The sequence below is a fragment of the Burkholderia pyrrocinia genome (genome assembly GCF_018417535.1).
Taxonomy (GTDB): domain Bacteria; phylum Pseudomonadota; class Gammaproteobacteria; order Burkholderiales; family Burkholderiaceae; genus Burkholderia; species Burkholderia pyrrocinia_E.
Genome location: NZ_CP070978.1, coordinates 1,247,757 through 1,272,536, shown reverse-complemented (window position 1 = coordinate 1,272,536; position 24,780 = coordinate 1,247,757). Strand labels below are relative to the sequence as shown.

Genomic DNA, 24,780 nt, shown 5'->3' with positions numbered 1-24,780 from the left:
ACTATGGAAGTTGCTTCACGGGCGACGCCGGCGCGGACGATGCGCCGGCGATTCTTCATGTGCAGGAGCCTTCATGTCGCGTGTGCTGGAGATCGTGTTGTCGTTGTCGCTGGAAGGTTGGCCGGTCAAGGCTGCGAGTCGCGCCCGCGGCACGCAGCGCGATTTCGGCGCCGAACTCGTGCGGGCGTGGCGGATCTGCCCGCAGGTCCGGATGCGGCGGGGCCATGAGCGCGTGACGATCGAGCCGTGCCAGGTCGAGGAGGCCGAGCCGAGCCCCGGCGCAAGCTGGTGGACCTGGGTCGAGTCTGATGCGCATGGAAGGCGGGTCGTCGCGTCCCGCACGAAGGCGTTTGCGCCCGGCGTCACGGCGCGCGAACTGTTCGACGCGGAGCATGCGGGCATCGTCGTCGCGATGCCGCTGCCGGTCCCCGCGACCGCCGTCGCGGCCGATGCCGACGCGCCGACGGGTGAAGTCGATGGCGTCGCGCCGGAATCCACGGCGCACCCGGCCGCCGGCACGCTGCCGGAATCGTCGGCGCTGCGCCTCGTCAGCGAACGGCGGCGCGGACGATGGGCCGACGACAGCGGCGTCGTGGTCGAGATGACGCTCGACGACGTCACGCTGCACGGCGGCGGCGAGCCGCCGCGCCGTTACGTCGAGCTGCGTCTCGCCGCGCCCGACTGGGAAACCTTGGCCGCGCGCACGGCCGCGTTGCGCGCGCTGTTTGCCGCGGCGCGCGAGCTGAGCGGCGCGTGGCCCGCATTCGTGCAACTGACGAGCGTGATCGACCGCGCATGTGCGGGCGAACCGGCCGCGGCCGGGCCGATCAAGGCGCAGCTCGTCGACCTGGCCGGCATCCGCACGCAGCGCGCCGCGCTGTTCGCGCTGTCCGGCGACATCACCGCGCAATGGCTCGGCAACGAGGGCGGCGTGCTCGAGCGCGACGATCCCGAATTCGTACACCAGATGCGCGTCGCGCTGCGCCGCCTGCGCACGCTGATGCGCTTCTTCCCGCTTTTTGCCGACCGCCAATGGCGGGACACGCTCGGCGTCGACCTGCACTGGCTTGCCGCGCTGCTCGGCACGGTGCGCGACTGGGACGTGTTCTCGACCGAAAGCCTGCCCGCGCTGATCGCGGCCGACGACGGCGGCGGCGCCGACTGGAACGGCACGCTCGACGCCGCACGCGCGCAATCCAAGGCCGCGCGCGTCGAGCTGCGGCAGGCACTGCATTCGGCCCGCTATGCGCGGCTGACGCTTGGCTGGCTCGAATGGCTGAGCGCACTCGCGCTGCCGCCTGCCGAAGGCGGCGATGCGCCGTCGCTGCGGCGTCACGCGACGAAGCGCGTGCGGCGGCTGTTCGGCCATCTGTACGCATCGCCGTCGCTCGCGTCGCTCGATACGGCTGCGCGCCACCAGGTACGGATCGACGCGAAGCGGCTGCGCTATGCGCTCGAATTCTTCGCGTCGCTGGCGTCGCGCCGCACGCGCAACGAGACGGTCAAGACACTCGCGCGCGTGCAGAGCGTGCTCGGCGAAGCGAACGACACGATGATCGCGCTGCAACATCTCGAGCAACTGGCGGCGCCGCCGTACCAGCTCGGTTTCGTGCGCGGCTACGGCGCGGCGCTCGAACAGCGCACGGCGCGCGAGGCCGAGACGCTGCTGGCCAGCCTGCGTCCGCCGAAGCTCGACGGCAAGCCGGGCTGAGCGGCGCGCGCTGACTATAATGGCGGCCCGTTTCCTGCGCGCATCACGATGACCGACGCACCGCATTCTTCCTCGTCCTCCGAACCGCTCGAACTGCGCGGCGAGCTGTGGCTGCGCGCGGGCGAGCAGACGCTCGGCGGCGCCACACGCATCGCGCTGCTTGCGGCGATCGGCGACACCGGTTCGATCACGCGTGCGGCGAAGGCCGTCGGTCTCAGCTACAAGGCCGCATGGGATGCGGTCGACACGATGAACAATCTTGCCGGCGAACCGCTCGTCGCGCGGTCGACGGGCGGCAGGGGCGGCGGCGGCACGACGCTCACGCCGCGCGCGACGTCGCTGATCGCCGCGTTCCGCACGATCGAGCGTGAGCATCGCCGTTTCATCGAGGCCGCGAGCGCGGCCGTTGCCGGGTTCGACGTCGACTGGGCGCTGATCGGCCGGATCGGGATGAAGACCAGCGCGCGCAACCAGTTGTTCGGCAAGGTCGCATCGATCGTGCGCGGTACCGTCAACGACGAGGTGACGCTCGCGCTGCCCGGCGGGCAGCCGGTCGTCGCCGTGCTGACGCACGAAAGCGCCGATGCGCTCGGCCTGCACGAAGGTGCGGACGCCTGCGCGCTGGTGAAGGCGTCGTGGGTCGTGCTCGCGGTCGACGATGGCGGGCCCGACCTGAAGGTGTCCGCGCGGAACCGGCTGCGCGGCAGCGTCGAATCCGTCGCGGCGGGCGCGGTGAACAGCGAAGTGACGCTGGCGCTCGATGGCGGCGGGACGCTGACGGCCGTCATCACCAACGACAGCGTCGATGCGCTGCAGCTCGACGCCGGCCGGCGGGCGATCGCGCTGTTCAAGGCATCGAGCGTGATTCTCGCGGTGACGGGCTGACGGTGCAGGCAGGGCAGCGCGCGGGCGCGCCGCGGCGATCGTGTGACGGACGGGTGCGAAGCCGGTGCCGGACGTCGTCTGCATGGCACCGGCTTCGTTTCCGTTTTCAGCTTATGCCGCCACCTGCGGCTTCTCTCAGGCTCCAACGTGGCTGCCAGCGCCACGGCCTCGGCCTCGCGCGCTCAAGCGACGCGCGTCGGCCACTCGGCGTGCGGTGGTGTCGCCTGCACGCGTCCTTCGCTCAATTGCACGACCTGGTCGCCGAACGCGGCGACGTCGTCGGGGTCATGCGAGATCAGCACCATCGGGATATCGAGCCGCGCCTGCAGTTCGGCGAGCTCGTGGCGCATGCGCTGGCGCATCGCACCGTCGAGTGCCGCGAACGGTTCGTCGAGCAGCAGGATCCGCGGTTGCACGACCAGCGCGCGCGCGAGCGCGACGCGCTGCTTCTGCCCGCCCGACAGTTGCGACGGATACTGCCCCGCGAGCGCTTCGAGGTCGAACGCGTGCAGCCAGTACGCGACTTCGGGCGGCACCGTCTTCGTGCGCGGGTTGCGCAGCCCCGACGTGAGCCCGAACGCGATGTTCTGGCGCACGTTCAGATGCGGAAACAGCGCGTAGTCCTGGAACAGGTACGCGACGCGGCGTTCGCGGGTCGGCACGTCGATCCCGCGCGCGGCATCGAACAGCGGTTCGCCGTTCAGCGTGATCGTGCCTTCGTCGGGCGACAGCAGGCCGGCGATTGCCTGCAGCGTCATGCTCTTGCCCGCGCCGGACGGCCCGAACAGCACGACGCGCTGCGTCGCCGCCGTGAACGACACGTCGAGCGTGAAGCGGCGCTCGGCGTTCGCGTAGGTCTTGCGGATGTCGACGACGAGGCTCATGCGGGCCTCCGCCGAAGCGATCCGGGTGCGGAACCAGGCAGACGATACGGACGAGACGGGCGCTTCATGTCAACTGGCTCCGCCCGGCGCGCGACGGCACGAGCCAGCCGGTCGCGAGCAGCACGAGCACGCAGGTGATCGACGTCACCAGCACGAGGAAGTTGGCCGTGTTGTCGTCGCCGGCCTGCACGGCGGCGTAGATCGCAACCGACAGCGTCTGCGTACGGCCGGGCAGGTTGCCCGCGATCATCAGCGTTGCGCCGAACTCGCCGAGCGCGCGCGCGAACGCGAGCAGCGCGCCTGCGAGGATCCCGCGCGTGGCGAGCGGCAGTGTCACGCGGAAGAACACCGCGGCTTCGCCGAGCCCGAGCGTGCGCGCGGCGCGTTCGAGATGCGGATCGACGCCTTCGAACGCGGCACGCGCCGACTTCAGGATCAGCGGAAACGCGACGACCATCGATGCGATCACCGCGCCTTGCCACGTGAAGACGAGCTCGATGCCGAGCTTGTCGAGCCACGCGCCGAATACGCCGCGCCGGCCGAGCAGCACGAGCAGGTAATAACCCAGCACCGTCGGCGGCAGCACGAGCGGCAGCGTCAGCAGCGAATCGACGATGTCGCGCAGCGGCGAGCGCCAGCGCGCGAGCACGAACGCGGCCGCGACGCCGAGCACGATGTCGAGCGCGGTCGCCCAGCCGGCAACCTTCAGCGACAGCAGCAGCGGTACCCAGGCGTCTTGCATCGCGATACGCTCACTTGCCTGCAGGCTTGAAGCCGAACGTCGACAGCACGGCCTGGCCCTGCGGCGACGCGACGAAGTCGATGAACGACTGCGCCTGCGCGGCGTGGCGGCTGTCCTTGACCACGGCGATCGGGTAGGTGATGGCTGTCTTCGTCGGCACCGTCAGTGCGACTTTCACGCGGCCGGGCATGATCGCGGCGTCGGTGCCGAACACGAAGCCCGCGTCGACCTCGCCGCGGGCGACGTAGTCGAGGCTCTGGCGCACGTTGGCGGCCAGCACGCCCTTCGCGCTGACGGCGTCCCACACGCCGGCCGCGCGCAGCGCGCCTTCGGTGTAGCGGCCGACCGGCACCGACGCCGGGTCGCCGTATGCAATGCGCTTCACGCCGGGCGCCGTCAGGTCGTTCAGCGACGTCGGGGCGGCCGTGTGGTTATCCGCCGGCACGATCAGTACGAGCGAGTTCGCCGCGAAATCGCGGCGCGTGCCGGGCACGATCACCTTTTCGTCGGCCGCGCGATCCATCGCCTTCTGGTCGGCCGATGCGAACACGTCGGCCGGCGCGCCCTTGACGATCTGCTGCATCAGCACGTCCGACGCGCCGAAGTTGAACAGCACCTTGGTGTCCGGATGCTGCTTCTCGTACGCGTCGCCGACTGCCTTGAACGCGTTCGTCAGGCTGGCGGCGGCCGACACGACGAGTTCGTCGGCGGCCGAAGCGGGCGCGCTGAACGCGACACCGGCGGCGGCAAGCGTGGCGATCGGCAGCAGGCGGAGCAGGGTGCGGCGAAGCGGACGGACGGTTGAGCGCATGGCGGATTCGTTGGAATGGGGGGAAACCGTAATCGTAATATAGGGCGGGTTATAACGCTCGACATACCGATCATGCGATGGCGTGCATGAATTGGTCAGACCTGAAAAGGGGCGGGCGTGACGGCCGGGTGGCCTGTCACGTGCGGAGCGTGTGCGTCGACGATTCGGTGCGCTGCAGCGACGCCGGTTGCGACGCGGGGTGATAGTTCGGGTTGGCTTTCCAGCGCGCGCGGACGAACGGGCGTTCATGCCCCGACAACTCCAGCGCGACCCGGGTGACCCAGCGGTGCGACGGGACCGTGATGCCATGCAGCGCGACGGTGACGAGCGCGAGGCTCGCAATGACCGCGGGCACCGACCAGCGGTGCGGCACCGCGCGCCACGAGCCGGCGATGAACGCGAGTGCGGCGATCGCGCCGACGATGCAGCCGGTGATCGATTCGGACGGCGAATGCGCGTCGAGCGCGACGCGCGACACGCCGACCGCGACGCCGGCCGCGAGCCCCAGCGCGATGCCGGCGATCCGCACCGGCGTACGCATGCGGATCAGCATCAGGAAGATCGCGACCGGATAGACCGATGTCGACAGCATCGCGTGGCCGCTGAAGCCCGTGAAATCCCACGCGCGGATGCCGATGCCCCAGCCGAGGAATGCAATCTTCGTGAGCGCGACCACGCCGATCGCGGCCGAGAGCACACCGAGCCACACGGCCGCGCGCTGCCACGAATAGCCGAGCGTGAGCCAGACGGCGATCGTGATCGCGAGCGGCAAGGTCAGGCCGGCGCCGCCGAATGCGGTGATCATGATCCACAGGTGAGACGACAGGTCGAACATCGGAAAGCGGACGAACGGAGGCGGGGAGGATGCTTAAATCAACGCGCGAGCCGGGAAGAACGACTACAACGGATACAAGCGGCGAACCCCCAGTATAGCGCCGCGTGCGCACGAGCCCCGTTTTTTGCGCCACCGGGAACTATCCGCGCGCAGGAAAAATCCCAGAAACAATGTTATGGTGCATTGCACAAAGTCGAACGATGCATCCGTTGCGGCACCTTGATGGCGCCCCTATTTTTCCTGACTGCGAGCCCGATCGATGACCAAAAGTCTGACCAAGGTGTGGCTGGGCGGCATGAAACGCATGCTGTCTCCGGCCGCCAAGCGCGCGGCGCGCGATGCGCAGCGCATCACGCGCGACGCACTCGAGGCCGCTGCCTCTCCCGCCGTATCCGATCTGTCCCCGCCGCGCGAATCGCGTGTGCGCCCGCGTGCGGCCGCATGGGCGGCAGGCGAGTGGACGCGCGGCGAACATCCGATGGCGCCCGCGCTCGGGCGCCTCGTCCAGAATCTCGCGTACGGCCTGTACGTGCCGCCCGGCCGCCGGCGCGGCGCGATGCCGCTCGTCGTGATGCTGCACGGCTGCCAGCAGTCCGTCGACGAATTCGTGCACGGCACGCGGATGAACCTGCTGGCCGACAAGCACGGTTTCGCGGTGCTGTATCCGGAGCAGTCGCTGCGCGCGCACGCGCACGGCTGCTGGCACTGGTATGAAGACACCGACCGCGCGGGCCGCGGCGAGGCGGACGCGGTTGCGTCGCTGGTCGACGCGCTGGTCGACGAACACGGTTTCGACGCGTCGCGCGTCTATGTCGCCGGGCTGTCGGCCGGTGCGGGTCTCGCGTCGCTTCTTGCGCTGCACCATCCCGACCGCTTCGCGGCGGCGGCGCTGCACTCGGGCCCCGCGCTCGGCGAGGCCAATTCCGGCATTACCGCGATGGACGTGATGCGGCGCGGCGTGCGGCAGAACCCGGCCGCGGCCGTCGATGCGCTGGTCGACGCCGGCACGTATCCGGGCATGCCCGCGCTGATCGTCCACGGCGACGGCGACCACGTCGTCGCGCCGAAGAATGCCGACCAGTTGACGGTGCAGTTCATGCGGCTGAACGGGCTCGCCGACAGCCGCGGCGCGCTGCGCGGCGGCGAACGCGTCGAGACGCGCGACGCAGGCGCACTGATCACCGATGTCTGCCGCGACGGCGAACCGGTCGTGCGGCTCTGCCATGTGAAAGGGCTCGATCACGCGTGGGCCGGCGGCGACGAAGCTGTGCCGTTTCATGCGGCCGTCGGCCCCGATGCGAGCGCAATGATCTGGGCCTTTTTCGAAGCACATCGGCGCACTGTGGCGACCGAACGACGCATCGTTTGATCGACGCTAGCCAAAGCCTAGGGTTTTCCCTATAATTCGGGAAAACCCTAGTCAAAGAACCTTTGGATTGCGAGATCGAACATGTACCTGCTGAGCCACCTCTTCCTGATGCTGACCAAGAACGCTGAAACGGCTCGTAAAGAGCGTGCCGAGGCGTACCTGTCCGAAGCGACCGACATCTACGATCTCGAATTCCGTATGCGCAAGATCGATCGCGAAGCGTCGATGAACCGCCCGTATTCGTTCGGCGCGCGCTAAGCAGCGCAGCGCGGGCCAGCCGGGCCGCCGTTCCGGCGAGTCACGCAAAAGGGCGCATGCGGCTTCATGCCGCACGCGCCCTTTTTGCATTCGTCGTCCTGCGTCGCGTCAGACGACCGTCAGGCGCACCGGCACATTGTTGCGCGTGGCGTTCGAATACGGGCACACGTGGTGCGCCTTGTCGACCAGCGCCTGCGCGTCGGCCTTGTCGAGCCCCGGCAGCGACACGCGCAGCTCGATGTCGAGCCCGAAGCCGCCTGTGTCGTTCGGGCCGATGCCCACTTCCGCCGTGACCTGCGTATCGGCCGGCAGCGCCTGCTTGTTCTGGCCGGCGACGAATTTCATCGCGCTCAGGAAGCAGGCCGAGTAACCTGCGGCAAACAGTTGCTCCGGATTCGTGCCTTCCGCGCCGGTGCCGCCGAGTTCGCGCGGCGCGGCCAGCTTCACTTCCAGTTTGTTGTCGGCGGATACCGCGCGGCCGTCGCGGCCGCCCGTGCTCGTGGCGCTGGTCTTGTACAGAATGTTCATCGTGCAACTCCTGTCGGGAAAAGGGGAAAAAAGCGGCCCGGTCGAATGGCATGTCGCCGGCCACGAATAAAATATAGAACACAAATCATTAGTGTGCAAATGAAATTTTGAAGAAAAACCCGGCGATGCCGGGTCGGTCGGCCGACGCGCGGTTCGTCAGCGTTCGTTGGCGGCCGACAGCGCGTCGCGCAGCTGCTGGAGATCGGCGCGCAGCCTGATCAGGAACGCCGGCGTTTGCTGCATTGCGCGGAAGAGATCGGCGGGCACCGAGCGTGCGCGGTCCTTCAGTGCCCGGCCTTCCGGCGTCACGCGCACGTTCACGACGCGCTCGTCGGCCGCGCTGCGCACGCGCTCGACGTAGCCGAGCGCCTCCAGCCGCTTGAGCAGCGGCGTGACCGTGGCCGGGTCGAGGTCGAGCCGCGCGGCGATGTCCTTCACCGCGATGTCGTCGCGCTCCCACAGCACGAGCATCGCGAGATATTGGGGATAGGTCAGCGACAGCTTGTCGAGCAGCGGCTTGTACGCCTTCGTCATCGCGTGCGAAGTCGAGTAGAGCGCGAAGCACAGTTGCTCGTCGAGCGTCTGGGGCAGCGGGGGGGGGCGGTCCATGATTCGGGAGGCGCGGCGAACGCGCGAACAATTTGTACGCAAATTATTTTGCGCGCAAAAGATTCGGTTGAACAGGGGCGCCCGGCTAGGGGCGCCCGGCTAGGGGCGCCCGGCCAGGGGCGGCGAGCCGCGGCGGGCGAAGGATGCGTAGAGCGGTGCACGACAGGGAGGGGCGCCGGGTCGCAACCCGGCGCGGGGAAAGCTACGCGGCCGGCGACACGCACCGGCCGGGGCGGGCTTCAGCGGCCCGACGTGGTCGTCGGCGCGCCCGGCTCCTGGACGCCGAAGCAGCCGCGATAGGTTGCGTAGAACGAGCAGTACAGCATCGTGACGATGATGATCGTCACCGGCATCATGATCGTCAGCGCATAGGCGCCGGCGCCGAGCGCCTGCAGCAGCAGCGACAGCGCGAGCGACGTGCCGAGCGCGACGCCGAACCACAGCACGCCGTACACGACGAATGCGCTGCGATTGCGCCAGCAGCTCACGACGCTGAAGAACAGCGCCTTCGCGGGCGGGACGTCATGCCATGCGACGAGCACCGGCGCGAACCAGAACAGCATCGAGATCGGCAGATAGAGCAGCGTCGCGAACATCAGCGCACCGAACGTGCCTTGCGCGGCAAGCGTTTCCGGCGTCGTGCCCGCTTCGTCGGCCGCCCCCATCATCACGTGGAACAGCGCGCCGCCGTCCACGAACGACGACGCGGCGAACACGAGCACCATCGACGCGACGTAGATCACGCCGAGCACGAGCAGCCGCTGGGTCGCGACGGTGCCGTACGAGCGGAAGCCGTCGATCAGGATTGTCGGCATCACCGGCTTGCCGGCCACCGTGTCGCGGCACGCGGCCATGAAGCCGACCGCGATGCCGGGAATGAACACCAGCGGCAGCGCCGAGCCGATCACGGGCACCCTCGACACCAGCGTGATCGCCAGCAGGTACGTGAAGAACAGCGTGATGAACGCGAGCGGGTTCCGGCGGAACAGCCAGACGCCTTGACGGAACCAGACATAGCCCGTTTTGGCGGGCACTTCGATCAGTTGCATGCGGTTTGGATCTCGGGAAGCGCGGGCGTATGCGCGATACGCTCACGCAGGATGCGTTCGAAATGACCGGGGTCGTGCGGCTTGAGCATCTCGGCCGCGCGCGGCAGGTAGAAGTCGTACAGGCGCGACACCCAGAAGCGGTACGCGCCCGCGCGCAGCATGTCGCTCCAGTGGCGGCGTTCCTCGGCCGTGAACGGCCGCACGGTCTGGTACGCGCGCAGCAGCGCATCGGCGCGCGCGACGTCGAGCACGCCGGTCGCGAGGTCGACGCACCAGTCGTTGACGGTCACCGCGACGTCGAACAGCCACTTGTCGCAGCCCGCGAAGTAGAAGTCGAAGAAGCCGCCGAGCCGTACGCCGTGGCCGGTGCCGGGCGCCGCGTGCGCGAACAGCACGTTGTCGCGGAACAGGTCGCAATGGCACGGCCCGGCCGGCAGCGCCGCGTAGTCGTCCGACGCGAAGAAGGCCGCCTGGTGCGCGAGCTCGCCTTCGAGCAGCGCGCGTTGCGCGTCCGTGATGAACGGCACGATCGCCGGCACGTTCTCCTGCCACCACGGCAGGCTGCGCAGGTTCGGCTGGTTACGCGGATAGTCGCGCCCCGCGAGGTGCAGGCGCGCGAGCATCTGCCCGACCTCGATGCAGTGTTCGACCCCCGGCGCGAGTTCGGCCGCGCCGTCGAGCTTCGTGACGATCGCGGCCGGCTTGCCGTGCAGCTCGCCGAACAGCGCGCCGTCGTCGCGCGGAACCGGATCCGGCACCGGCACGCCGTGGCCGGCCAGATGGCGCATCAGGTCGAGGTAGAACGGCAACTGCTGCGCGGTCAGCTTTTCGAAGATCGTGAGGACGTACTCGCCGCGCGTCGTCGTCAGGAAGAAATTGCTGTTTTCGATACCGGACGGAATGCCGCGGAACGCAAGCACGTCGCCCAGTTCGTAGTGGCGCATCCATTGCGCGAGATCGGAGTCGGAAACAGCAGTGAAAACGGCCATGCGGGATGCGTCAGGTCAGGTTGTCGGCACGCGGGCGGCGTGCGTCGCGACAGCGGGTGAAGGGGGGCGGTGCGCCGCGATCGACGCGGCGCGCGGCGGAATCAGTAGTGCAGGTTCAGCGACGGCAGGCGCGTGATCGGGATGCCTGCGTCGTGCGGCTTCGGCGACGTGTCGGGCGTCGAGCTCATCTGGTAGCGCGTGCCGAAGTTCGACTTCACGTCGATCTCGACCGGCTTGCCGCGGTCGCGATACTCGGTGACCTCGGTGCCGTTCTTGCTCTTTTCATGGAAGCTCGGCGTGCGGCGGATGTCGGCGAAGTCGACTTTCGACGTGACTTCGGCGCCCGGCCGGTTGATTTTGCGGAGATCGGGCAGGCCGGCGGCTTCGTTGGCGTCGGCCCGGGCCTGCACGTCGGCGTCAGGCGTGGCGCCGGCGGCGTAAGCGACGCTGGCGGCGGCAAACGCAGCGGCAGCGACGACGAGAATGAGCGGCTTCATGATGAGTCTCCAGTGAACCCATCGATTTTAGCAAATACTGCGGGCCATCCGGCCCTGGCGTGCGTATGGGCGGCCATGAGGACGACCGGGTTCCGTGGTAATGTCGTTCGATCAGACGAGGTAATGAAAATGAAGAACGATTTGAGCCGCCGGCACCGTGTGCTGACGCCCGAAAGCCCGTCGGTCGAGGCTTTCGACGATCCGATCGCCGCCGTCGGGCGGCTGTCCGCCATTTACGACACGAATACGGGCTTCCTGCGCGACGCATTCGCGCGCTATCGCCGCCACGAACCGATTACCGAGCACGTACGCGCGTGCTACCCGTTCGTGCGGATCCGCACCGACGTCAACACGCACGTCGATTCGCGCCGCTCGTACGGCTTCGTCGCGGGCCCCGGCGTGTTCGAGACGACGGTCACGCGCCCCGATCTCTTCGCGAACTACTATCGCGAGCAACTGCGCCTGCTGGCGAAGAACCACCATGTCAAGATCGAGATCGGCGTGTCGTCGCAGCCGATTCCGATCCATTTCGCGTTTCCGGAAGGCATCCATCTCGAAGGCGAGCTCGACCGCGACCGCCTGCTCGCGATGCGCGACATCTTCGACACGCCCGACCTGTCGTATCTCGACGACCGCATCGTCAACGGCACGTTCGAGCCGGCGCCGGGCGAGCCGCATCCGCTGGCGCTGTTCACGGCCGCGCGCGTCGACTTCTCGCTGCACCGGCTGCGTCACTACACGGCGACGTCGCCCACGCATTTCCAGAACTACGTGCTCTATACGAACTACCAGTTCTATATCGACGAGTTCGTGAAGCTCGGCCGCGCGCTGATGACGGAAAGCACCGATCCCGAGGTACGCGCGTACCGCAGCCAGTACAGCTCGTTCGTCGAGCCGGGCGATGTCGTCACGTACAACGCGAACCTCGGCAGCGAGCCGGCCGAGGGCGCCGCGCCGCCGCGCCTGCCGCAGATGCCCGCGTATCACCTGAAGCGCGCGGACGGCAGCGGGATCACGATGGTCAACATCGGCGTCGGTCCGTCGAACGCGAAGACGATCACCGACCACATCGCGGTGCTGCGTCCGCACGCATGGGTGATGCTCGGTCACTGCGCGGGGCTGCGCAACACGCAGCGCCTCGGCGACTACGTGCTTGCGCACGGTTACGTGCGCGAGGATCACGTGCTCGATGCCGACCTGCCGCTGTGGGTGCCGATTCCGGCGCTGGCCGAAGTGCAGCTCGCGCTCGAGCGCGCGGTGGCCGACGTCACGCGGCTCGAGGGTGTCGAACTGAAGCGCGTGATGCGCACCGGCACGGTCGCGAGCGTCGACAACCGCAACTGGGAACTGCGCGACCATCGCGAGCCCGTGCAGCGGCTGTCGCAGAGCCGCGCGATCGCGCTCGACATGGAAAGCGCGACGATCGCCGCGAACGGCTTTCGCTTCCGCGTACCGTACGGCACGCTGCTGTGCGTATCGGACAAGCCGCTGCACGGCGAGCTGAAGCTGCCGGGCATGGCCGACACGTTCTATCGCGGGCAGGTCGACCAGCATCTGCAGATCGGCGTGAAGGCGATGGAAATCCTGCGCACGAACGGGCTCGACAAGCTGCATAGCCGCAAGCTGAGGAGCTTCGCTGAGGTGGCGTTTCAGTAAGCCGGCAAGCACGTCGACGCTTGGCGGTGCCTGCAATGACAAAGGCCGCACGCGAACTTCGGTTCGCGTGCGGCCTTTGTGTTTCTGCTGCAGGGGCCGGACCGAACGGTCCGGGGGGCATTCGCCGTACTTTCGACTTGCTTCGCCTGTCTCGGAGGAGGCCGGCTGTACGCGGCGGCCCGGACAACACGCGTCGGATTGCCCGGGCCGGGATGCGTGGTCGGTATGCGGCCGTGTGGTTAGCGCGTACCTGTCCGGTTCCTATCCCTATCCCTGGAGCCGGCTCTCGCGGCCTGCGCGGCGATCACCACTGCACCGGCTCGCGTAGGCGGTCGAACGCGGCCTCCAGCAACGCTGTTTCACCGTCGTCCAGTACCAGGTCGAGCGCCGCGAGCGCATCGGCCGCATGATGCGGCTTCGACAACCCGACGATCGGCGCGGTCACGCCGGGCCGCCGCAGCGCCCACGCGAGGGCGATCCGCGCAGGCGGCACGCCGCGTGCCCGCGCCACCTGCCGGACCGCTTCGACGGTCGCCGCGACCGCGTCGCGGCCGTCGTACCAGGACACCATCTGCCCGTCGGTCGCGGCCCGCGTCGTCCCCGCATCGCGTGAGCCGGCCAGCAGCCCGCGGCCGAGCGGCGACCACGGCGTATACGCGACGCCTTCGTCGATGCACAGCGGCAGCATGTCGCGTTCGTCGTCGCGGCAGATCAGGCTGTACTGGCTCTGCATCGACACAAACCGGGCGAGGCCGTGGTGCCGCTGGAATGCCAGCATCTTCATGAACTGCCAGGCATGCATCGACGACGCGCCGAGATAGCGCGCCTTGCCGCTGCGGACGATCGCGTCGAGTGCGTCGAGCGTTTCGTCGATCGGCGTGTCCGGATCGAACCGATGGATGACGTAGAGATCGACGTAATCGGTGCCGAGGCGCTGCAGCGATGCATCGATGCTCGCGAACAGATGCTTGCGCGACAGCCCGCGCGCATTCGGGCCGTCGCCGGTCGGAAAGAACGCCTTGGTCGCGATCACCACGTCGTCGCGCGCCGCGAAGTCGCGCAGCGCGCGCCCGAGCATGCGTTCGCTCTCGCCGTCCGAATAGATGTCCGCCGTGTCGAAGAACATCACGCCCGCGTCGAGCGCCGCGCGGATGAACGGGCGCGCCACGTCCTCGGTCGCGACCCACGGCCGCCACGACGGATCGCCGTAGGTCATGCAGCCCAGGCACAGCTTCGACACCTTCAGCCCGGACGTTCCCAGTCTCACGTACTCCATCGGTTCATTCTCCGTCGCGGCGCCGCTCAGCGCATGCCGCCGATCGTGTAGCCGCCGTCGACGAGGATCGATTCGCCGGTCACGAAGCGCGCTTCGTCGCTGCACAGCCAGACAGCCGCGTCGGCCACATCCTCGGGGGTGCCGATCCGCCGCACGGGCGTGAACGCGGCGAACGGGCGAAACATGTCGTCGTCGCCGAAGCGGCGCGCCATCGGCGTGTCGATGATGCCGGGGTTCACGTTGTTGATCCGGATGCCGTGCGGGCCGCCTTCGAGCGCGACCGCGCGCACCAGCGCATCGAGCGCGCCCTTGCTCGCCGAATAGGTCGACGAGCCGGCCAGCGCGCCTTTCGCGAGCCACGACGACGTATTGACGATCGCGCCGCCGCCGTGCGCGAGCATCGCTTCCATCTCGTATTTGATCGACAGCCACGTGCCCTTGAGATTGGTGGCGATCACGTCGTCGAAGTCGGCTTCCGTCTGTTCCACGATCGATGCGAACGTACCTTCCGTGCCGGCATTGTTGAATGCCGCGTGCAACGCGCCGTAGCGCTCGAGCGTCGCGTCGACGAGCGCGCGCACGCCATCGGCGGACGCGATGTCGACGGCGATCGCGAATGCGTCGCCGCCGCGTTCGGCGATCGCCCGCACGGTTTCGTCGAGCGGCGCCGCACGCCGCCCGGCGACGACGACGCGGGCGCCGTCCCGCGCGAACGCGAGCGCGGCCGCGCGGCCGATGCCGGTGCCGCCGCCCGTGACGAGCGCGACGCGTCCGTCGAGGCGGGGGCGCGTCGCGGCCGAAGGGAGGGATGAGATGCGTGAATCGGACATGATGGGTGGCGCTCCGCGTCAGGGGGAAACGAGCCGGCCGACGGGCCGGCGCTCAGTTCAGTCTTCGCTGTCCGGAACCGTCAGCGGTGCGCCGGGCGTGCCGGCGTAGAACACGATCAGTTCGGCGGCTTCGTCGCCGGTTTCGCCGCGATGGGCGCCGCCGACCATTTCCGGCACCACATCGCCGGGACCGAGCGCCAGCCGCTTGCCGTCGCTGCGGCGCACGGCGTTCAGATGGCCCGACAGCACGTAACCGACGTTGATCGACGGATGCGTGTGCCACGGCAGGACGGCGTGCGGCGGGATGGTGTAGCGTACGACCGTCACTTCCGGCTGACGCGTCGGGTATGCCCGATACGGCGAGCCGTCCCACGCGTGCGTGGCCTGCAGCAGCACCGTTTCGGCGACGCGGGGGCGCGCGCCGGCATCCTGCGCGAGCGCGGGCGACGCCGCGCCGGCGATGATCGACACGGCCGCGACAGCGGCCCGGGAAGCAACGGAAAATGAGCGCAGGTTCATGGCGTACGGCCCGTTGGGGCGAATCGTCGAAGACAGCGCCATTGTGCGAAGCGGGGCGGCGCGCGCATAGCGCCGGTCCGGTTGAAACCGATTCAACTTGACGGACCGGCGTCGCGACGCCATCGATCAATGCCCGGACATTTCGGGTTCGACAGGAGCACTGAATGGATCGTTTGAAGGCGCTGACGGTATTCGTCCGCGTGGCAGCCGCGGGCGGTATCAGCGCGGGTGCCCGCGAGCTCGGCATGACGCCGCAGGCGGCCAGCAAGCAGGTCGCCGCGCTGGAGGCGTTGCTGAACGTGCGGCTGTTCCAGCGCTCGACGCACCGGATCGCGCTGACGGCCGAGGGCGAGCGCCTGCTCGCGCAGTGCCGCGGCGCTGTCGGGGAACTCGAGACCGCGCTGCGCACGCTTGACGACGATCGCGCACAGGCGGTCGGCACGATCCGCGTCGCGGCACCTTATTCGCTGGCCCGGCGCTTTCTCGCGCCGTTGCTCGGCGAGTTCTGCGACCGGCAGCCGGGTGTAACCGCGGAGCTGATCGTCAGCGACGACATGGCCGACATCGTCGAGCAACGGATCGACATCGCAGTGCGGACCGGCGATTTGCCCGATAGCGGGCTGGTCGCGCGGCGCGTCGCCGATCTGCAACTGGTCGTCTGCGCGGCGCCGGCGTATCTGCGTCGCCACGGCGAGCCGCAGACCGTCGATGCGTTGCGCGATCACCGCTGCACCGCGTTCCTGTATCCGCGTACGGGCAAGCCGTTTCCATGGGAATTCCTCGTCGACGGCCGCGTCGACACGCAACAGGTGTCCCCGTTCATCGCGACCAACGATATCGATGCCGAACTCGACATCGTGCTGAGCGGCGCCGCGATCGGCCAGTTCTTCGGCTATTCGGTCCACGCGCACGTGCGCGAGGGTCGTCTCGTGCCGCTGCTGACGAGGCACGCTACCTGTCGCTACGGGCTCTATCTGTGCATGCCGCAGCGCACCCATTTGCCGCGACGGAGCCGGCTGCTGATGGATTTCCTCGCAGCCCGGCTGGGCGCGCATCCGGAACTCGCGCCGCTCCCGCTGGCGGGCGCGCCGGCATGACGCGCGTTGCCGTGGCGGCGATCGGCGTGGCGCGCGCCGCCGAAAACGACAAGGCCGCCCGGCGCCGAAGCGCGCGGGCGGCCTTGCTTGTCGAGCAGCCGTGCGGTGTCGCTCAGCACTCGCCCTTCTTCGCGTGTCCCGGCGGGCAGTGGTAGCCGCGGCGATCGTCATGGCCGTGATGACGCTGATGATCTTCCCACTCGCGGCGTTCCCAATAGCGGCGGCCGTCCCAGTAGCGATCGCCATGCCAGCCGACGATGACCGCGGGCGCGGGAGCGACCATGACGGGCGCAGGCGCGACGACGACCGGCGCGGGCGTGCCGATACTGACGTCGACGTTGACGGCGTGAGCGAGGCCCGACAGCGAGAGGCCGAGGCCGGCGAAGGCGAGGGCGATCAGAGAGCGCTTCATGTTCTTTTCCGTGATGTCGTTGTGAGGTGGCCGGCGCGACGCGATGGAAGCGAGGGGGGATCGTTCCACCGGGGGAACGCCGCGCCGACACAATGCAGTGTGCTGGCACGCGACGGAAAAGGCGAGGCGGGTTTATTACGGCGGGTTGGCGGTTCGCAGGCGCGGGATGCGAGCATTGGGCCGCACATTTGACAATGGCGGGCCGCGGGTGCGGGTGACCATGCTGCATCGCGCAGTGCCGGCCGCGCGAATTTGACATTCGGCGGTGCGCGGCTTCGAAGCGGGATTAACAGCGCGTTACAAAGTCGCGCGCGGCAGGCGGGCGGATCGCGATGCCTGCCGCGGGGAAAGCAGTACGCCGGCCGTCGGGCCGGCTATCGTCACGGACCGGTTACAGATAGAACATCCGGTCTTCTTCGGGGCGCGGCGGATGCCCCTCTTCGTCCGAACCTTCTTCCTCGCCGCTGTCCTCGTAGAACGCGAGCACTGCGTCGAGCACCTGGTCGGGATCGTCGATCACCTGCATCAGATCCATGTCTTCCGGATTGATCAGGCCCATCGGAATGAGCTGGTCGCGGAACCACTGCAGCAGCCCCTGCCAGAACGTGCTGCCGACGAGAATGATCGGCACGAGGCGCGATTTTTTCGTCTGGATCAGCGTGAGCACTTCGGACAGCTCGTCGAGCGTGCCGAAACCGCCCGGCATCACGATCACCGCATCCGAATTCTTCACGAACGTGACCTTGCGCGTGAAGAAGTGGCGGAAGCGCAGCGAGATGTCCTGGTAGTGGTTGCCGGCCTGCTCGTGCGGCAGCTCGATGTTCAGGCCGACCGACGGCGCCTTGCCGGCGTGCGCGCCCTTGTTCGCCGCTTCCATGATGCCGGGGCCGCCGCCGGAGATCACGGCGAAGCCGGCGTCGGACAGCTTGCGCGCGATCTGCGCGGCCAGCTTGTAGTGCGGCGTATCGGGTTTGAGACGGGCAGAGCCGTAGATGCTGACAGCCGGGCGGATCTCCGACAGGTACTCGGTCGCCTCGATAAACTCTGCCATAATCGTGAACATCTGCCACGATGCGCGCGCCTTCTTGGCCGTCGCGCGTTCTTGATCTGCGAGCGAACGCAGACTCGGAATCACTTTTCTCTTGTTCATAATGCCTGAAGAACGAAATCTGGAAGGTAAGACCCTGCTATTGGTTGACGGTTCGAGCTATCTGTATCGGGCTTACCATGCGATGCCTGATTTGCGTGGCCCTGGCGGGGAGCCGACCGGAGCGCTCTACGGAATCATCAACATGCTGCGCCGTATGCGCAAGGAAGTCAGTGCAGAGTATAGCGCTTGCGTGTTCGATGCAAAGGGCAAGACGTTCCGTGACGACCTTTATGCCGACTATAAGGCAAACCGTCCGTCGATGCCGCCCGACCTCGCATTGCAGGTCGAACCGATCCACGGCGCCGTGCGCGCGCTCGGCTGGCCGTTGCTGATGGTCGAAGGCGTCGAGGCCGACGACGTGATCGGCACGCTCGCGCGCGAAGCCGAACGGCACGGGATGAACGTGATCGTGTCGACCGGCGACAAGGATCTCGCGCAGCTCGTGACCGACCGCATCACGCTCGTCAACACGATGACCAACGAGACGCTCGACCGCGACGGCGTGATCGCGAAGTTCGGCGTGCCGCCCGAGCGGATCATCGACTACCTGGCACTGATCGGCGATACCGTCGACAACGTGCCGGGCGTCGAGAAGTGCGGGCCGAAGACGGCCGTGAAATGGCTGTCGCAATACGACAGCCTCGACGGCGTCATCGCGCATGCGGGCGACATCAAGGGCGTGGTCGGCGACAACCTGCGCCGCGCGCTCGACTTCCTGCCGCTCGGCCGCCAGCTCGTGACGGTCGAGACGGCCTGCGATCTCGCGCCGCATCTCGAATCGATCGAAGCGTCGCTGAAGAGCGACGGCGAAGCGCGCGACCTGTTGCGCGACATCTTCGCGCGCTACGGCTTCAAGACGTGGCTGCGCGAAGTCGACAGCGCACCCGCGGAAGGCGGCGGCGCCGATGCACCGGAAGGCGAACCGGCACCGGTGGTGGCGGCCGACATCGTTCGCGAATACGACACGATCCAGACCTGGGAGCAATTCGACGCGTGGTTCGCGACGATCGATGCGGCCGCGCTGACCGCGTTCGACACCGAGACGACCGCGCTCGATCCGATGCTCGCGCGGCTCGTCGGCCTGTCGTTCTCGGTCGAGCCCGGCAAGGCCGCTTACCTGCCGGTCGCGCACCGCGGCCCCGACATGCCCGAGCAGCTTCCGCTCGACGAAGTGCTCGCACGCCTGAAGCCGTGGCTCGAATCGGCCGATCGCAAGAAGGTCGGCCAGCACCTGAAGTACGACGCGCAGGTGCTCGCGAACTACGACATCGCGCTGAACGGCATCGAGCACGACACGCTGCTCGAATCGTACGTGGTCGAATCGCACCGCACGCACGACATGGACAGCCTCGCGCTGCGTCATCTGGGCGTCAAGACGATCAAGTACGAGGACGTGGCCGGCAAGGGCGCGAAGCAGATCGGTTTCGACGAAGTGGCGCTCGCGCAGGCCGCCGAATACGCGGCCGAAGATGCGGACATTACGCTGCAGCTTCATCGCGCGCTGTATCCGCAGGTTGCACGCGAACCGGGCCTCGAACGCGTGTATCGCGAGATCGAGATGCCGGTGTCGCTCGTGCTGCGCAAGATGGAGCGCACGGGCGTGCTGATCGACGACGCGCGCCTGCACGCGCAGAGCACCGAAATCGCGACGCGTCTGATCGAGCTCGAAGCGCAGGCGTACGAACTGGCGGGCGGCGAATTCAATCTCGGCTCGCCGAAGCAGATCGGGCAGATCTTCTTCGAGAAGCTGCAGTTGCCGGTCGTGAAGAAGACGCCGAGCGGCGCGCCGTCGACCGACGAGGAAGTGCTGCAGAAGCTGGCCGAGGATTACCCGCTGCCGAAGCTGCTGCTCGAGCATCGCGGGCTGTCGAAGCTGAAGTCGACCTATACCGACAAGCTGCCGCGCATGGTGAACCCCGCCACGGGCCGCGTGCATACGAACTATGCGCAGGCCGTCGCGGTGACGGGCCGCCTCGCGTCGAACGACCCGAATCTTCAGAACATTCCGGTGCGCACGGCCGAAGGCCGGCGGATCCGCGAGGCGTTCATCGCGTCGCCGGGCCACCGGATCGTGTCGGCCGACTATTCGCAGATCGAACTGCGGATCATGGCGCACATCTCGGGCGACGCGTCGCTGCTGCGCGCGTTCTCGCAGGGCGAGGACATCCACCGTGCAACGGCCGCCGAGGTGTTCGGCGTGACGCCGCTGGAGGTCAATTCCGACCAGCGCCGGATCGCGAAGGTGATCAACTTCGGGCTGATCTACGGGATGAGCGCATTCGGGCTCGCGTCGAACCTCGGTATCACGCGCGATGCGGCGAAGCTCTATATCGACCGCTATTTCGCCCGCTATCCGGGCGTCGCGCAGTACATGGAAGACACGCGCGCGATCGCGAAGGAGAAGGGCTACGTCGAAACCGTTTTCGGTCGCCGCCTGTGGCTGCCGGAGATCAACGGCGGCAACGGCCCGCGCCGCCAGGCGGCGGAGCGTGCGGCCATCAATGCGCCGATGCAGGGGACGGCGGCCGACCTGATCAAGCTGTCGATGATCGCGGTGGACGACTGGCTCACGCGCGACAAGCTTGCGTCGCGGATGATCATGCAGGTGCACGATGAACTGGTGCTCGAGGTGCCCGACGGCGAACTGTCGCTCGTGCGCGAGAAACTGCCCGAAATGATGTGCGGCGTCGCGAAGCTGAAGGTGCCGCTCGTCGCCGAGGTAGGCGCCGGCGCGAACTGGGAAGAGGCACACTGACGCACCGCTGCGCGGTTCCCGATTCCTGCGGCATATTGTTGCAGGGATGCTGAATATCGAGATGGTTTGCTTGTGGTCAACGCGCAAGCTCCCGGACAATGCATGTCGATCATGTCATTGACGCGGGGCGGCGCGCCCCGCGCTCCGGGGCCGGACGCATCGAAGTGCTTCGAACTGCACATCGATGATGTCCGAACCGGTTAATCCACCGGGCGGCGCGAATGCATCGCGTTTGCTTCGCCTGGCGGCAGCAGTTTCGAATCGCAAAGGGGGGAATCGGATGCATCGGATCATCATCGTAGGCGGAGGCGCGGGCGGCCTGGAACTGGCGACGCGGCTCGGCGACCGTTACGGCGCGCGCGGCAATCGTCCCGCGCGTGCGCTTGTCACGCTCGTCGACCGCAATCCGACGCACATCTGGAAACCGCTGCTGCACGAGGTCGCGGCCGGCAGCATGGACCCGTTCACGCAGGAGCTCGAATATGCGGCGCAGGCGCGCTGGCACGGCTTCGAGTTCCAGCAGGGCGAGCTGACCGGGCTCGACCGCGCGGCGAAGCGCGTCACGCTGTCGCCCGTCAACGACAGCGACGGCGAGGAACTGCTGCCGGAGCGCGAGCTGGAATATGACACGCTCGTGATCGCGATCGGCAGCACGACCCATTTCTTCGGCGTGCAGGGCGCGCCGGAAAACGCGATCGCGCTCGATACCGTCGGCGAGGCCGAGCGCTTCCGCAAGCGGCTGATCGCCGCGTGCATGCGCGCCGAGCACCAGGTGCCGGCGCCGACCGCGCCGGGCGATGCGGCCGAGCCGCGCATCCAGGTCGTGATCGTCGGCGGCGGCGCGACGGGCGTCGAGTTGTCGGCGGAGCTGCGCAACACGGCGCAGGTGCTGTCCGTGTACGGGCTGCACAAGCTCGACCCGCGCCACGACGTCGGCATCGTGCTGATCGAATCGGGGCCGCGAATTCTGCCGGCGTTGCAGGAGCGCGTGTCGTCGGCGACGGCCGAACTGCTCGAAAAGCTCGGCGTGCGGCTGATGCTCGGCGAGCGCGTGACCGAGGTTGCGCCGGGGCTCGTGCATACCGCGAGCGGCAAGGCGGTGCGCGCGGACCTGACGGTCTGGGCAGCCGGTATCAAGGCGCCGTCCGTGCTCTCGCATCTCGACGGCCTCCAGGTCAACAAGCTCGGCCAGCTCGACGTGCGCCGCACGCTGCAGACCTTCACCGACGACAACGTGTTCGCGCTCGGCGATTGCGCGGCATGCGCGTGGCCCGGTAACGAACGCAACGTGCCGCCGCGCGCGCAGGCCGCGCACCAGCAGGCGAGTTTCCTGCTGAAGGCGATCGGCTGCCGGCTCGAAGGGCGTCCGCTGCCCGAGTTCACGTATCGCGATTTTGGTTCGCTGGTGTCGCTCGGCCATTTCAGCGCGGTCGGCAACCTGATGGGCGGGCTGATCGGCGGCAACATGCTGATCGAAGGGCTGTTCGCGCGCTTCATGTACATGTCGTTGTATCGGCTGCACATCGCGGCGCTGCACGGCTATCCGCGGATGATGCTCGACACGGTCGCGCACTGGCTGCGGCGCACGACGCTGCCGCGCGTCAAGCTGCACTGACCGGGCGTTCGCGCGCGGAGCGGGCGGGGGAGTGCGCACGTCGTGCGTGTCCTCCGCCCGCTGTTTTTTTGCGGTTGGCCAGGTGATCGCGCGTGTGCTTGCCGGGCGATATCGTCCACGCGTTTTTTCAATCCGCAAGCATCCGGTCGCGCAACGGCGATCGATACACGCAGGCCGCGCCGCGATTCGGCCGGTTGTCGGCGGGCTTCGACGCCACGACCGATGCGGTCGAATCGACGAGTCGTAATCGAGTCTTACACATCTGACAGTTGACGCAACAACGGATTATTGGGCATCTTGTCCGGGTTTCCGCTTGCGGCGGGGTGCCAACCGCCGCGACATCCGCGCCGCGCGCCGGCGCGATGCCCCGTCATGCCGCATCCACGATCATGACGGCGGCGCCCAATCGAGGAGTGCATTCATGTTGAAACCCGAAGTCGACAGCCTGGTCCCCCACGTCCCGTTCTCGCGCCGCAAGTTCATGCAGGCCGCGCTGGGCGGCACTTTCGCGGCAGCCGTGCTGCCCGTTTCGGCGCAGACGGTCACGACCGACAGTGCCGGGCTGGACGTCGACACCGTCGAGATCCGCTCCGGCGACGCGAGCGTGCCGGCCTATCGCGCGCAGCCGGCCGGCAAGACGAACCTGCCGGTCATCATCGTGATCCACGAGATCTTCGCCGTGCACGCGCATATCGCCGATGTCTGCCGCCGCTTCGCGAAGCTCGGCTACCTCGCGATCGCGCCCGACCTGTTCGCGCGGCAGGGCAACGTGTCGAAGTATCCGACGATCCAGGCGCTCGTCGACAACATCGTCAGCAAGGTGCCGGACCGGCAGGTCACGGAGGATCTCGATGCGACGGTTGCATGGGCCGGCAAGAACGGTGGCGACCTGGCGCGTCTCGGCGTGACGGGGTTCTGCTGGGGCGGCCGCCAGGCGTGGCTGTATGCCGAACACAATCCGCACGTGCGTGCGGCCGTTGCGTGGTACGGGTTCGTCGAAGGCAAGACCGACGAGATGACGCCGTTCAATCCGGTCGATCATGCGGCGTCGCTGAAGGTGCCCGTGCTCGGGCTGTACGGCGAGAAGGATACGAACATCACGCAGGCGTCGCTCGCGGACATGCGCAAGGCGATCCAGGCGAGCGACTCGAAGCTCGCGCGCGAATCAGAGATCGTCGTGTATCCGGATGCCGGCCACGCGTTCTTCGCCGACTACCGGCCGAGCTATGTCAAGGCCGATGCCGAGGACGGCTGGAAGCGCGCGATCGCGTGGTTCCACAAGTTCGGCGTGATGTAAACGGAACGCGGCGGCCGAATGGCCGCCGCTTCGCTTCGCCGGTGCGCCGCGCGCCGGATTACGGGTTCGGGCCGGTCGCGATCGGCCGCGACGGATCGGCGCTCCATTCGCTCCACGAGCCCGGATACAGCGATGCGCCGTGCAGCCCCGCGATCTCCAGCGCAAGCGCGTTGTGGCACGCGGTGACGCCGGAGCCGCACTGCAGGATCACGAGGTTCGGTTCGGTGCCCGCCAGCAGCGTGGAGAACGTCTCGCGCAGTTCATGGCCGGTCTTGAAGCGGCCGTCGGCGTTCAGGTTGTCCTTGAAGAACCGGTTGCGTGCGCCAGGGATGTGGCCGCCTACACGATCGATCGTTTCGTTTTCGCCGCGATAGCGGTCCGGTGCGCGAGCATCGATCACGACGCGCGTGCGCGACGTCACGTTCGCCAGCACGGCTGCCGCGTCGACCGTCGATTCGAGCGGCGTTGCCGCGCGGAAATCACCGGCGGCCGGTTGCGGTACGTCGGCCGTCAGCGGCTGGCCGGCTGCTTCCCAGGCCTGCAGGCCGCCGTCGAGCACGGTGACCGAATCGTGGCCGAGCCAGCGCAGCAGCCACCACAGGCGTGCCGCATACGCGCCGCCTTGCGCATCGTACGCGACGACCTGCTGGCCCTGCTTGAGGCCACGGCTCGCGAGCAGCGTGGCGAGTGCATCGCGGGTCGGCAGCGGATGGCGGCCGTTGGTGCCCGTCTTGCGGCCCGACAGGTCGCGGTCGAGATGAAGGTACTGCGCGCCGGGGATGTGGCCGGCCGCATACGCGGCTTCGCCCGCGCCGGGATCGACGAGATCGAAGCGGCAGTCGAACAGCACGACGCTGCCGGGCGCCGCGGCCAGGCGCTCGGCGAGATTGGCGGCGGAGATGAGCGTGGTGTAATGAGTGTGTGGCATGACGGCTCCCTGGAGTGCAAATGACCTGACACTCCAAGTCTAAACAAAAAAAGACGGGCCGAAGCCCGTCTTTTCGTC

At 67.9% G+C, this 24,780-nt stretch carries 24 protein-coding genes; 9 read left to right on the top strand and 15 right to left on the bottom strand.

The features are described 5' to 3' along the window. Positions 1-73 precede the first annotated feature (73 nt). Both JYG32_RS23780 and JYG32_RS23775 read left to right on the top strand, forming a co-directional pair. Entirely contained in the window at positions 74-1,711 is a 1,638-nt protein-coding gene (locus JYG32_RS23780; protein ID WP_213267178.1) for a CHAD domain-containing protein, read from the top strand. A gap of 48 nt (positions 1,712-1,759) precedes the next feature. Next, positions 1,760-2,596, top strand: coding sequence for a TOBE domain-containing protein (locus JYG32_RS23775; RefSeq protein ID WP_174382458.1), 837 nt, complete (start codon positions 1,760-1,762; stop codon positions 2,594-2,596). A gap of 182 nt (positions 2,597-2,778) precedes the next feature. On the opposite strand, the gene JYG32_RS23770 is transcribed toward JYG32_RS23775, so the two are convergent. From JYG32_RS23770 to JYG32_RS23755, 4 genes are all read right to left on the bottom strand, one after another. Beyond that, the gene (locus JYG32_RS23770; protein WP_213267177.1) at positions 2,779-3,480 is read right to left on the bottom strand and encodes a sulfate/molybdate ABC transporter ATP-binding protein; all 702 of its coding nucleotides are present in this window, start codon (positions 3,478-3,480) and stop codon (positions 2,779-2,781) included. A gap of 64 nt (positions 3,481-3,544) precedes the next feature. Next, the gene (gene modB / locus JYG32_RS23765; RefSeq protein WP_174382460.1) at positions 3,545-4,222 is read right to left on the bottom strand and encodes a molybdate ABC transporter permease subunit; all 678 of its coding nucleotides are present in this window, start codon (positions 4,220-4,222) and stop codon (positions 3,545-3,547) included. 10 nt (positions 4,223-4,232) lie between these two features. Further along, positions 4,233-5,033, bottom strand: a complete 801-nt coding sequence (modA, locus tag JYG32_RS23760; protein ID WP_213267176.1) for a molybdate ABC transporter substrate-binding protein — start codon at positions 5,031-5,033, stop codon at positions 4,233-4,235. A gap of 136 nt (positions 5,034-5,169) precedes the next feature. Continuing rightward, the gene (locus tag JYG32_RS23755; protein ID WP_213267175.1) at positions 5,170-5,868 is read right to left on the bottom strand and encodes a phosphatase PAP2 family protein; all 699 of its coding nucleotides are present in this window, start codon (positions 5,866-5,868) and stop codon (positions 5,170-5,172) included. Between the two features lie 259 nt (positions 5,869-6,127). On the opposite strand from JYG32_RS23755, the gene JYG32_RS23750 reads away from it, so the two are divergent. Together JYG32_RS23750 and JYG32_RS23745 are read left to right on the top strand one after the other, a co-directional pair. Further along, on the top strand, positions 6,128-7,237 hold the full coding sequence (locus JYG32_RS23750; protein WP_174382463.1) for an extracellular catalytic domain type 1 short-chain-length polyhydroxyalkanoate depolymerase: 1,110 nt from the start codon (positions 6,128-6,130) through the stop codon (positions 7,235-7,237). 81 nt (positions 7,238-7,318) lie between these two features. Further along, a complete protein-coding gene (locus JYG32_RS23745) occupies positions 7,319-7,495 on the top strand; it encodes a DUF3563 family protein (protein WP_065502568.1) in 177 nt (58 codons plus the stop codon). Positions 7,496-7,603: 108 nt separating this feature from the next. Here the strand turns inward: JYG32_RS23745 and JYG32_RS23740 are convergent, their stop codons facing one another. The 5 genes from JYG32_RS23740 to JYG32_RS23720 form a co-directional block, all read right to left on the bottom strand. Continuing rightward, positions 7,604-8,023 (bottom strand): organic hydroperoxide resistance protein, encoded by a 420-nt coding sequence (locus JYG32_RS23740; protein ID WP_174382464.1) that lies wholly within the window; start codon positions 8,021-8,023, stop codon positions 7,604-7,606. Between the two features lie 156 nt (positions 8,024-8,179). Further along, positions 8,180-8,632, bottom strand: a complete 453-nt coding sequence (locus JYG32_RS23735; RefSeq protein ID WP_174382465.1) for a MarR family winged helix-turn-helix transcriptional regulator — start codon at positions 8,630-8,632, stop codon at positions 8,180-8,182. Positions 8,633-8,871: 239 nt separating this feature from the next. Further along, complete coding sequence (locus tag JYG32_RS23730) at positions 8,872-9,681, bottom strand: BPSS1780 family membrane protein (RefSeq protein ID WP_213267174.1); 810 nt, start codon at positions 9,679-9,681, stop codon at positions 8,872-8,874. Further along, on the bottom strand, positions 9,672-10,670 hold the full coding sequence (locus JYG32_RS23725; protein ID WP_213267173.1) for a homoserine kinase: 999 nt from the start codon (positions 10,668-10,670) through the stop codon (positions 9,672-9,674). Before JYG32_RS23725 ends, JYG32_RS23730 begins: the two co-directional genes overlap by 10 nt. A gap of 101 nt (positions 10,671-10,771) precedes the next feature. Next, complete coding sequence (locus JYG32_RS23720; RefSeq protein WP_174382468.1) at positions 10,772-11,167, bottom strand: hypothetical protein; 396 nt, start codon at positions 11,165-11,167, stop codon at positions 10,772-10,774. A 129-nt stretch (positions 11,168-11,296) separates the two neighbouring features. Between JYG32_RS23720 and JYG32_RS23715 the strand changes: the two genes are divergently transcribed. Next, positions 11,297-12,823 carry an AMP nucleosidase gene (locus JYG32_RS23715; protein WP_213267172.1) on the top strand — a complete coding sequence of 509 codons (1,527 nt, stop codon included), beginning with the start codon at positions 11,297-11,299 and terminating at the stop codon, positions 12,821-12,823. 304 nt (positions 12,824-13,127) lie between these two features. On the opposite strand, the gene JYG32_RS23710 is transcribed toward JYG32_RS23715, so the two are convergent. From JYG32_RS23710 to JYG32_RS23700, 3 genes are read right to left on the bottom strand one after another with little or no spacing between them, the layout of a single operon-like run. Beyond that, positions 13,128-14,099: an aldo/keto reductase gene (locus tag JYG32_RS23710; RefSeq protein ID WP_213267171.1), complete on the bottom strand. Its 972-nt coding sequence runs from the start codon at positions 14,097-14,099 to the stop codon at positions 13,128-13,130. A gap of 26 nt (positions 14,100-14,125) precedes the next feature. Further along, positions 14,126-14,929 carry an SDR family NAD(P)-dependent oxidoreductase gene (locus JYG32_RS23705; RefSeq protein WP_213267170.1) on the bottom strand — a complete coding sequence of 268 codons (804 nt, stop codon included), beginning with the start codon at positions 14,927-14,929 and terminating at the stop codon, positions 14,126-14,128. A 57-nt stretch (positions 14,930-14,986) separates the two neighbouring features. Then, positions 14,987-15,448, bottom strand: a complete 462-nt coding sequence (locus tag JYG32_RS23700) for a cupin domain-containing protein (RefSeq protein ID WP_249744856.1) — start codon at positions 15,446-15,448, stop codon at positions 14,987-14,989. Positions 15,449-15,612: 164 nt separating this feature from the next. Here JYG32_RS23700 and JYG32_RS23695 point away from each other — a divergent pair, with 164 nt between their 5' ends. Further along, on the top strand, positions 15,613-16,545 hold the full coding sequence (locus JYG32_RS23695; RefSeq protein ID WP_213267168.1) for a LysR family transcriptional regulator: 933 nt from the start codon (positions 15,613-15,615) through the stop codon (positions 16,543-16,545). Positions 16,546-16,657: 112 nt separating this feature from the next. Here JYG32_RS23695 and JYG32_RS23690 read toward each other — a convergent pair whose 3' ends face one another. Then, entirely contained in the window at positions 16,658-16,957 is a 300-nt protein-coding gene (locus tag JYG32_RS23690) for a hypothetical protein (RefSeq protein WP_213267167.1), read from the bottom strand. Positions 16,958-17,348: 391 nt separating this feature from the next. Then, a complete protein-coding gene (locus tag JYG32_RS23685) occupies positions 17,349-18,107 on the bottom strand; it encodes a TIGR00730 family Rossman fold protein (RefSeq protein ID WP_047901406.1) in 759 nt (252 codons plus the stop codon). Between the two features lies 1 nt (position 18,108). On the opposite strand from JYG32_RS23685, the gene polA reads away from it, so the two are divergent. From polA to JYG32_RS23670, 3 genes are all read left to right on the top strand, one after another. Then, positions 18,109-20,862 (top strand): DNA polymerase I, encoded by a 2,754-nt coding sequence (polA, locus tag JYG32_RS23680; protein ID WP_213267166.1) that lies wholly within the window; start codon positions 18,109-18,111, stop codon positions 20,860-20,862. 280 nt (positions 20,863-21,142) lie between these two features. Next, entirely contained in the window at positions 21,143-22,477 is a 1,335-nt protein-coding gene (locus JYG32_RS23675; RefSeq protein ID WP_174381048.1) for an NAD(P)/FAD-dependent oxidoreductase, read from the top strand. A gap of 421 nt (positions 22,478-22,898) precedes the next feature. Continuing rightward, positions 22,899-23,774 (top strand): dienelactone hydrolase family protein, encoded by an 876-nt coding sequence (locus tag JYG32_RS23670; protein ID WP_213267165.1) that lies wholly within the window; start codon positions 22,899-22,901, stop codon positions 23,772-23,774. A gap of 58 nt (positions 23,775-23,832) precedes the next feature. Here JYG32_RS23670 and JYG32_RS23665 read toward each other — a convergent pair whose 3' ends face one another. After that, positions 23,833-24,702: a sulfurtransferase gene (locus JYG32_RS23665; RefSeq protein WP_174381046.1), complete on the bottom strand. Its 870-nt coding sequence runs from the start codon at positions 24,700-24,702 to the stop codon at positions 23,833-23,835. Between the last annotated feature and the right edge of the window lie 78 nt (positions 24,703-24,780).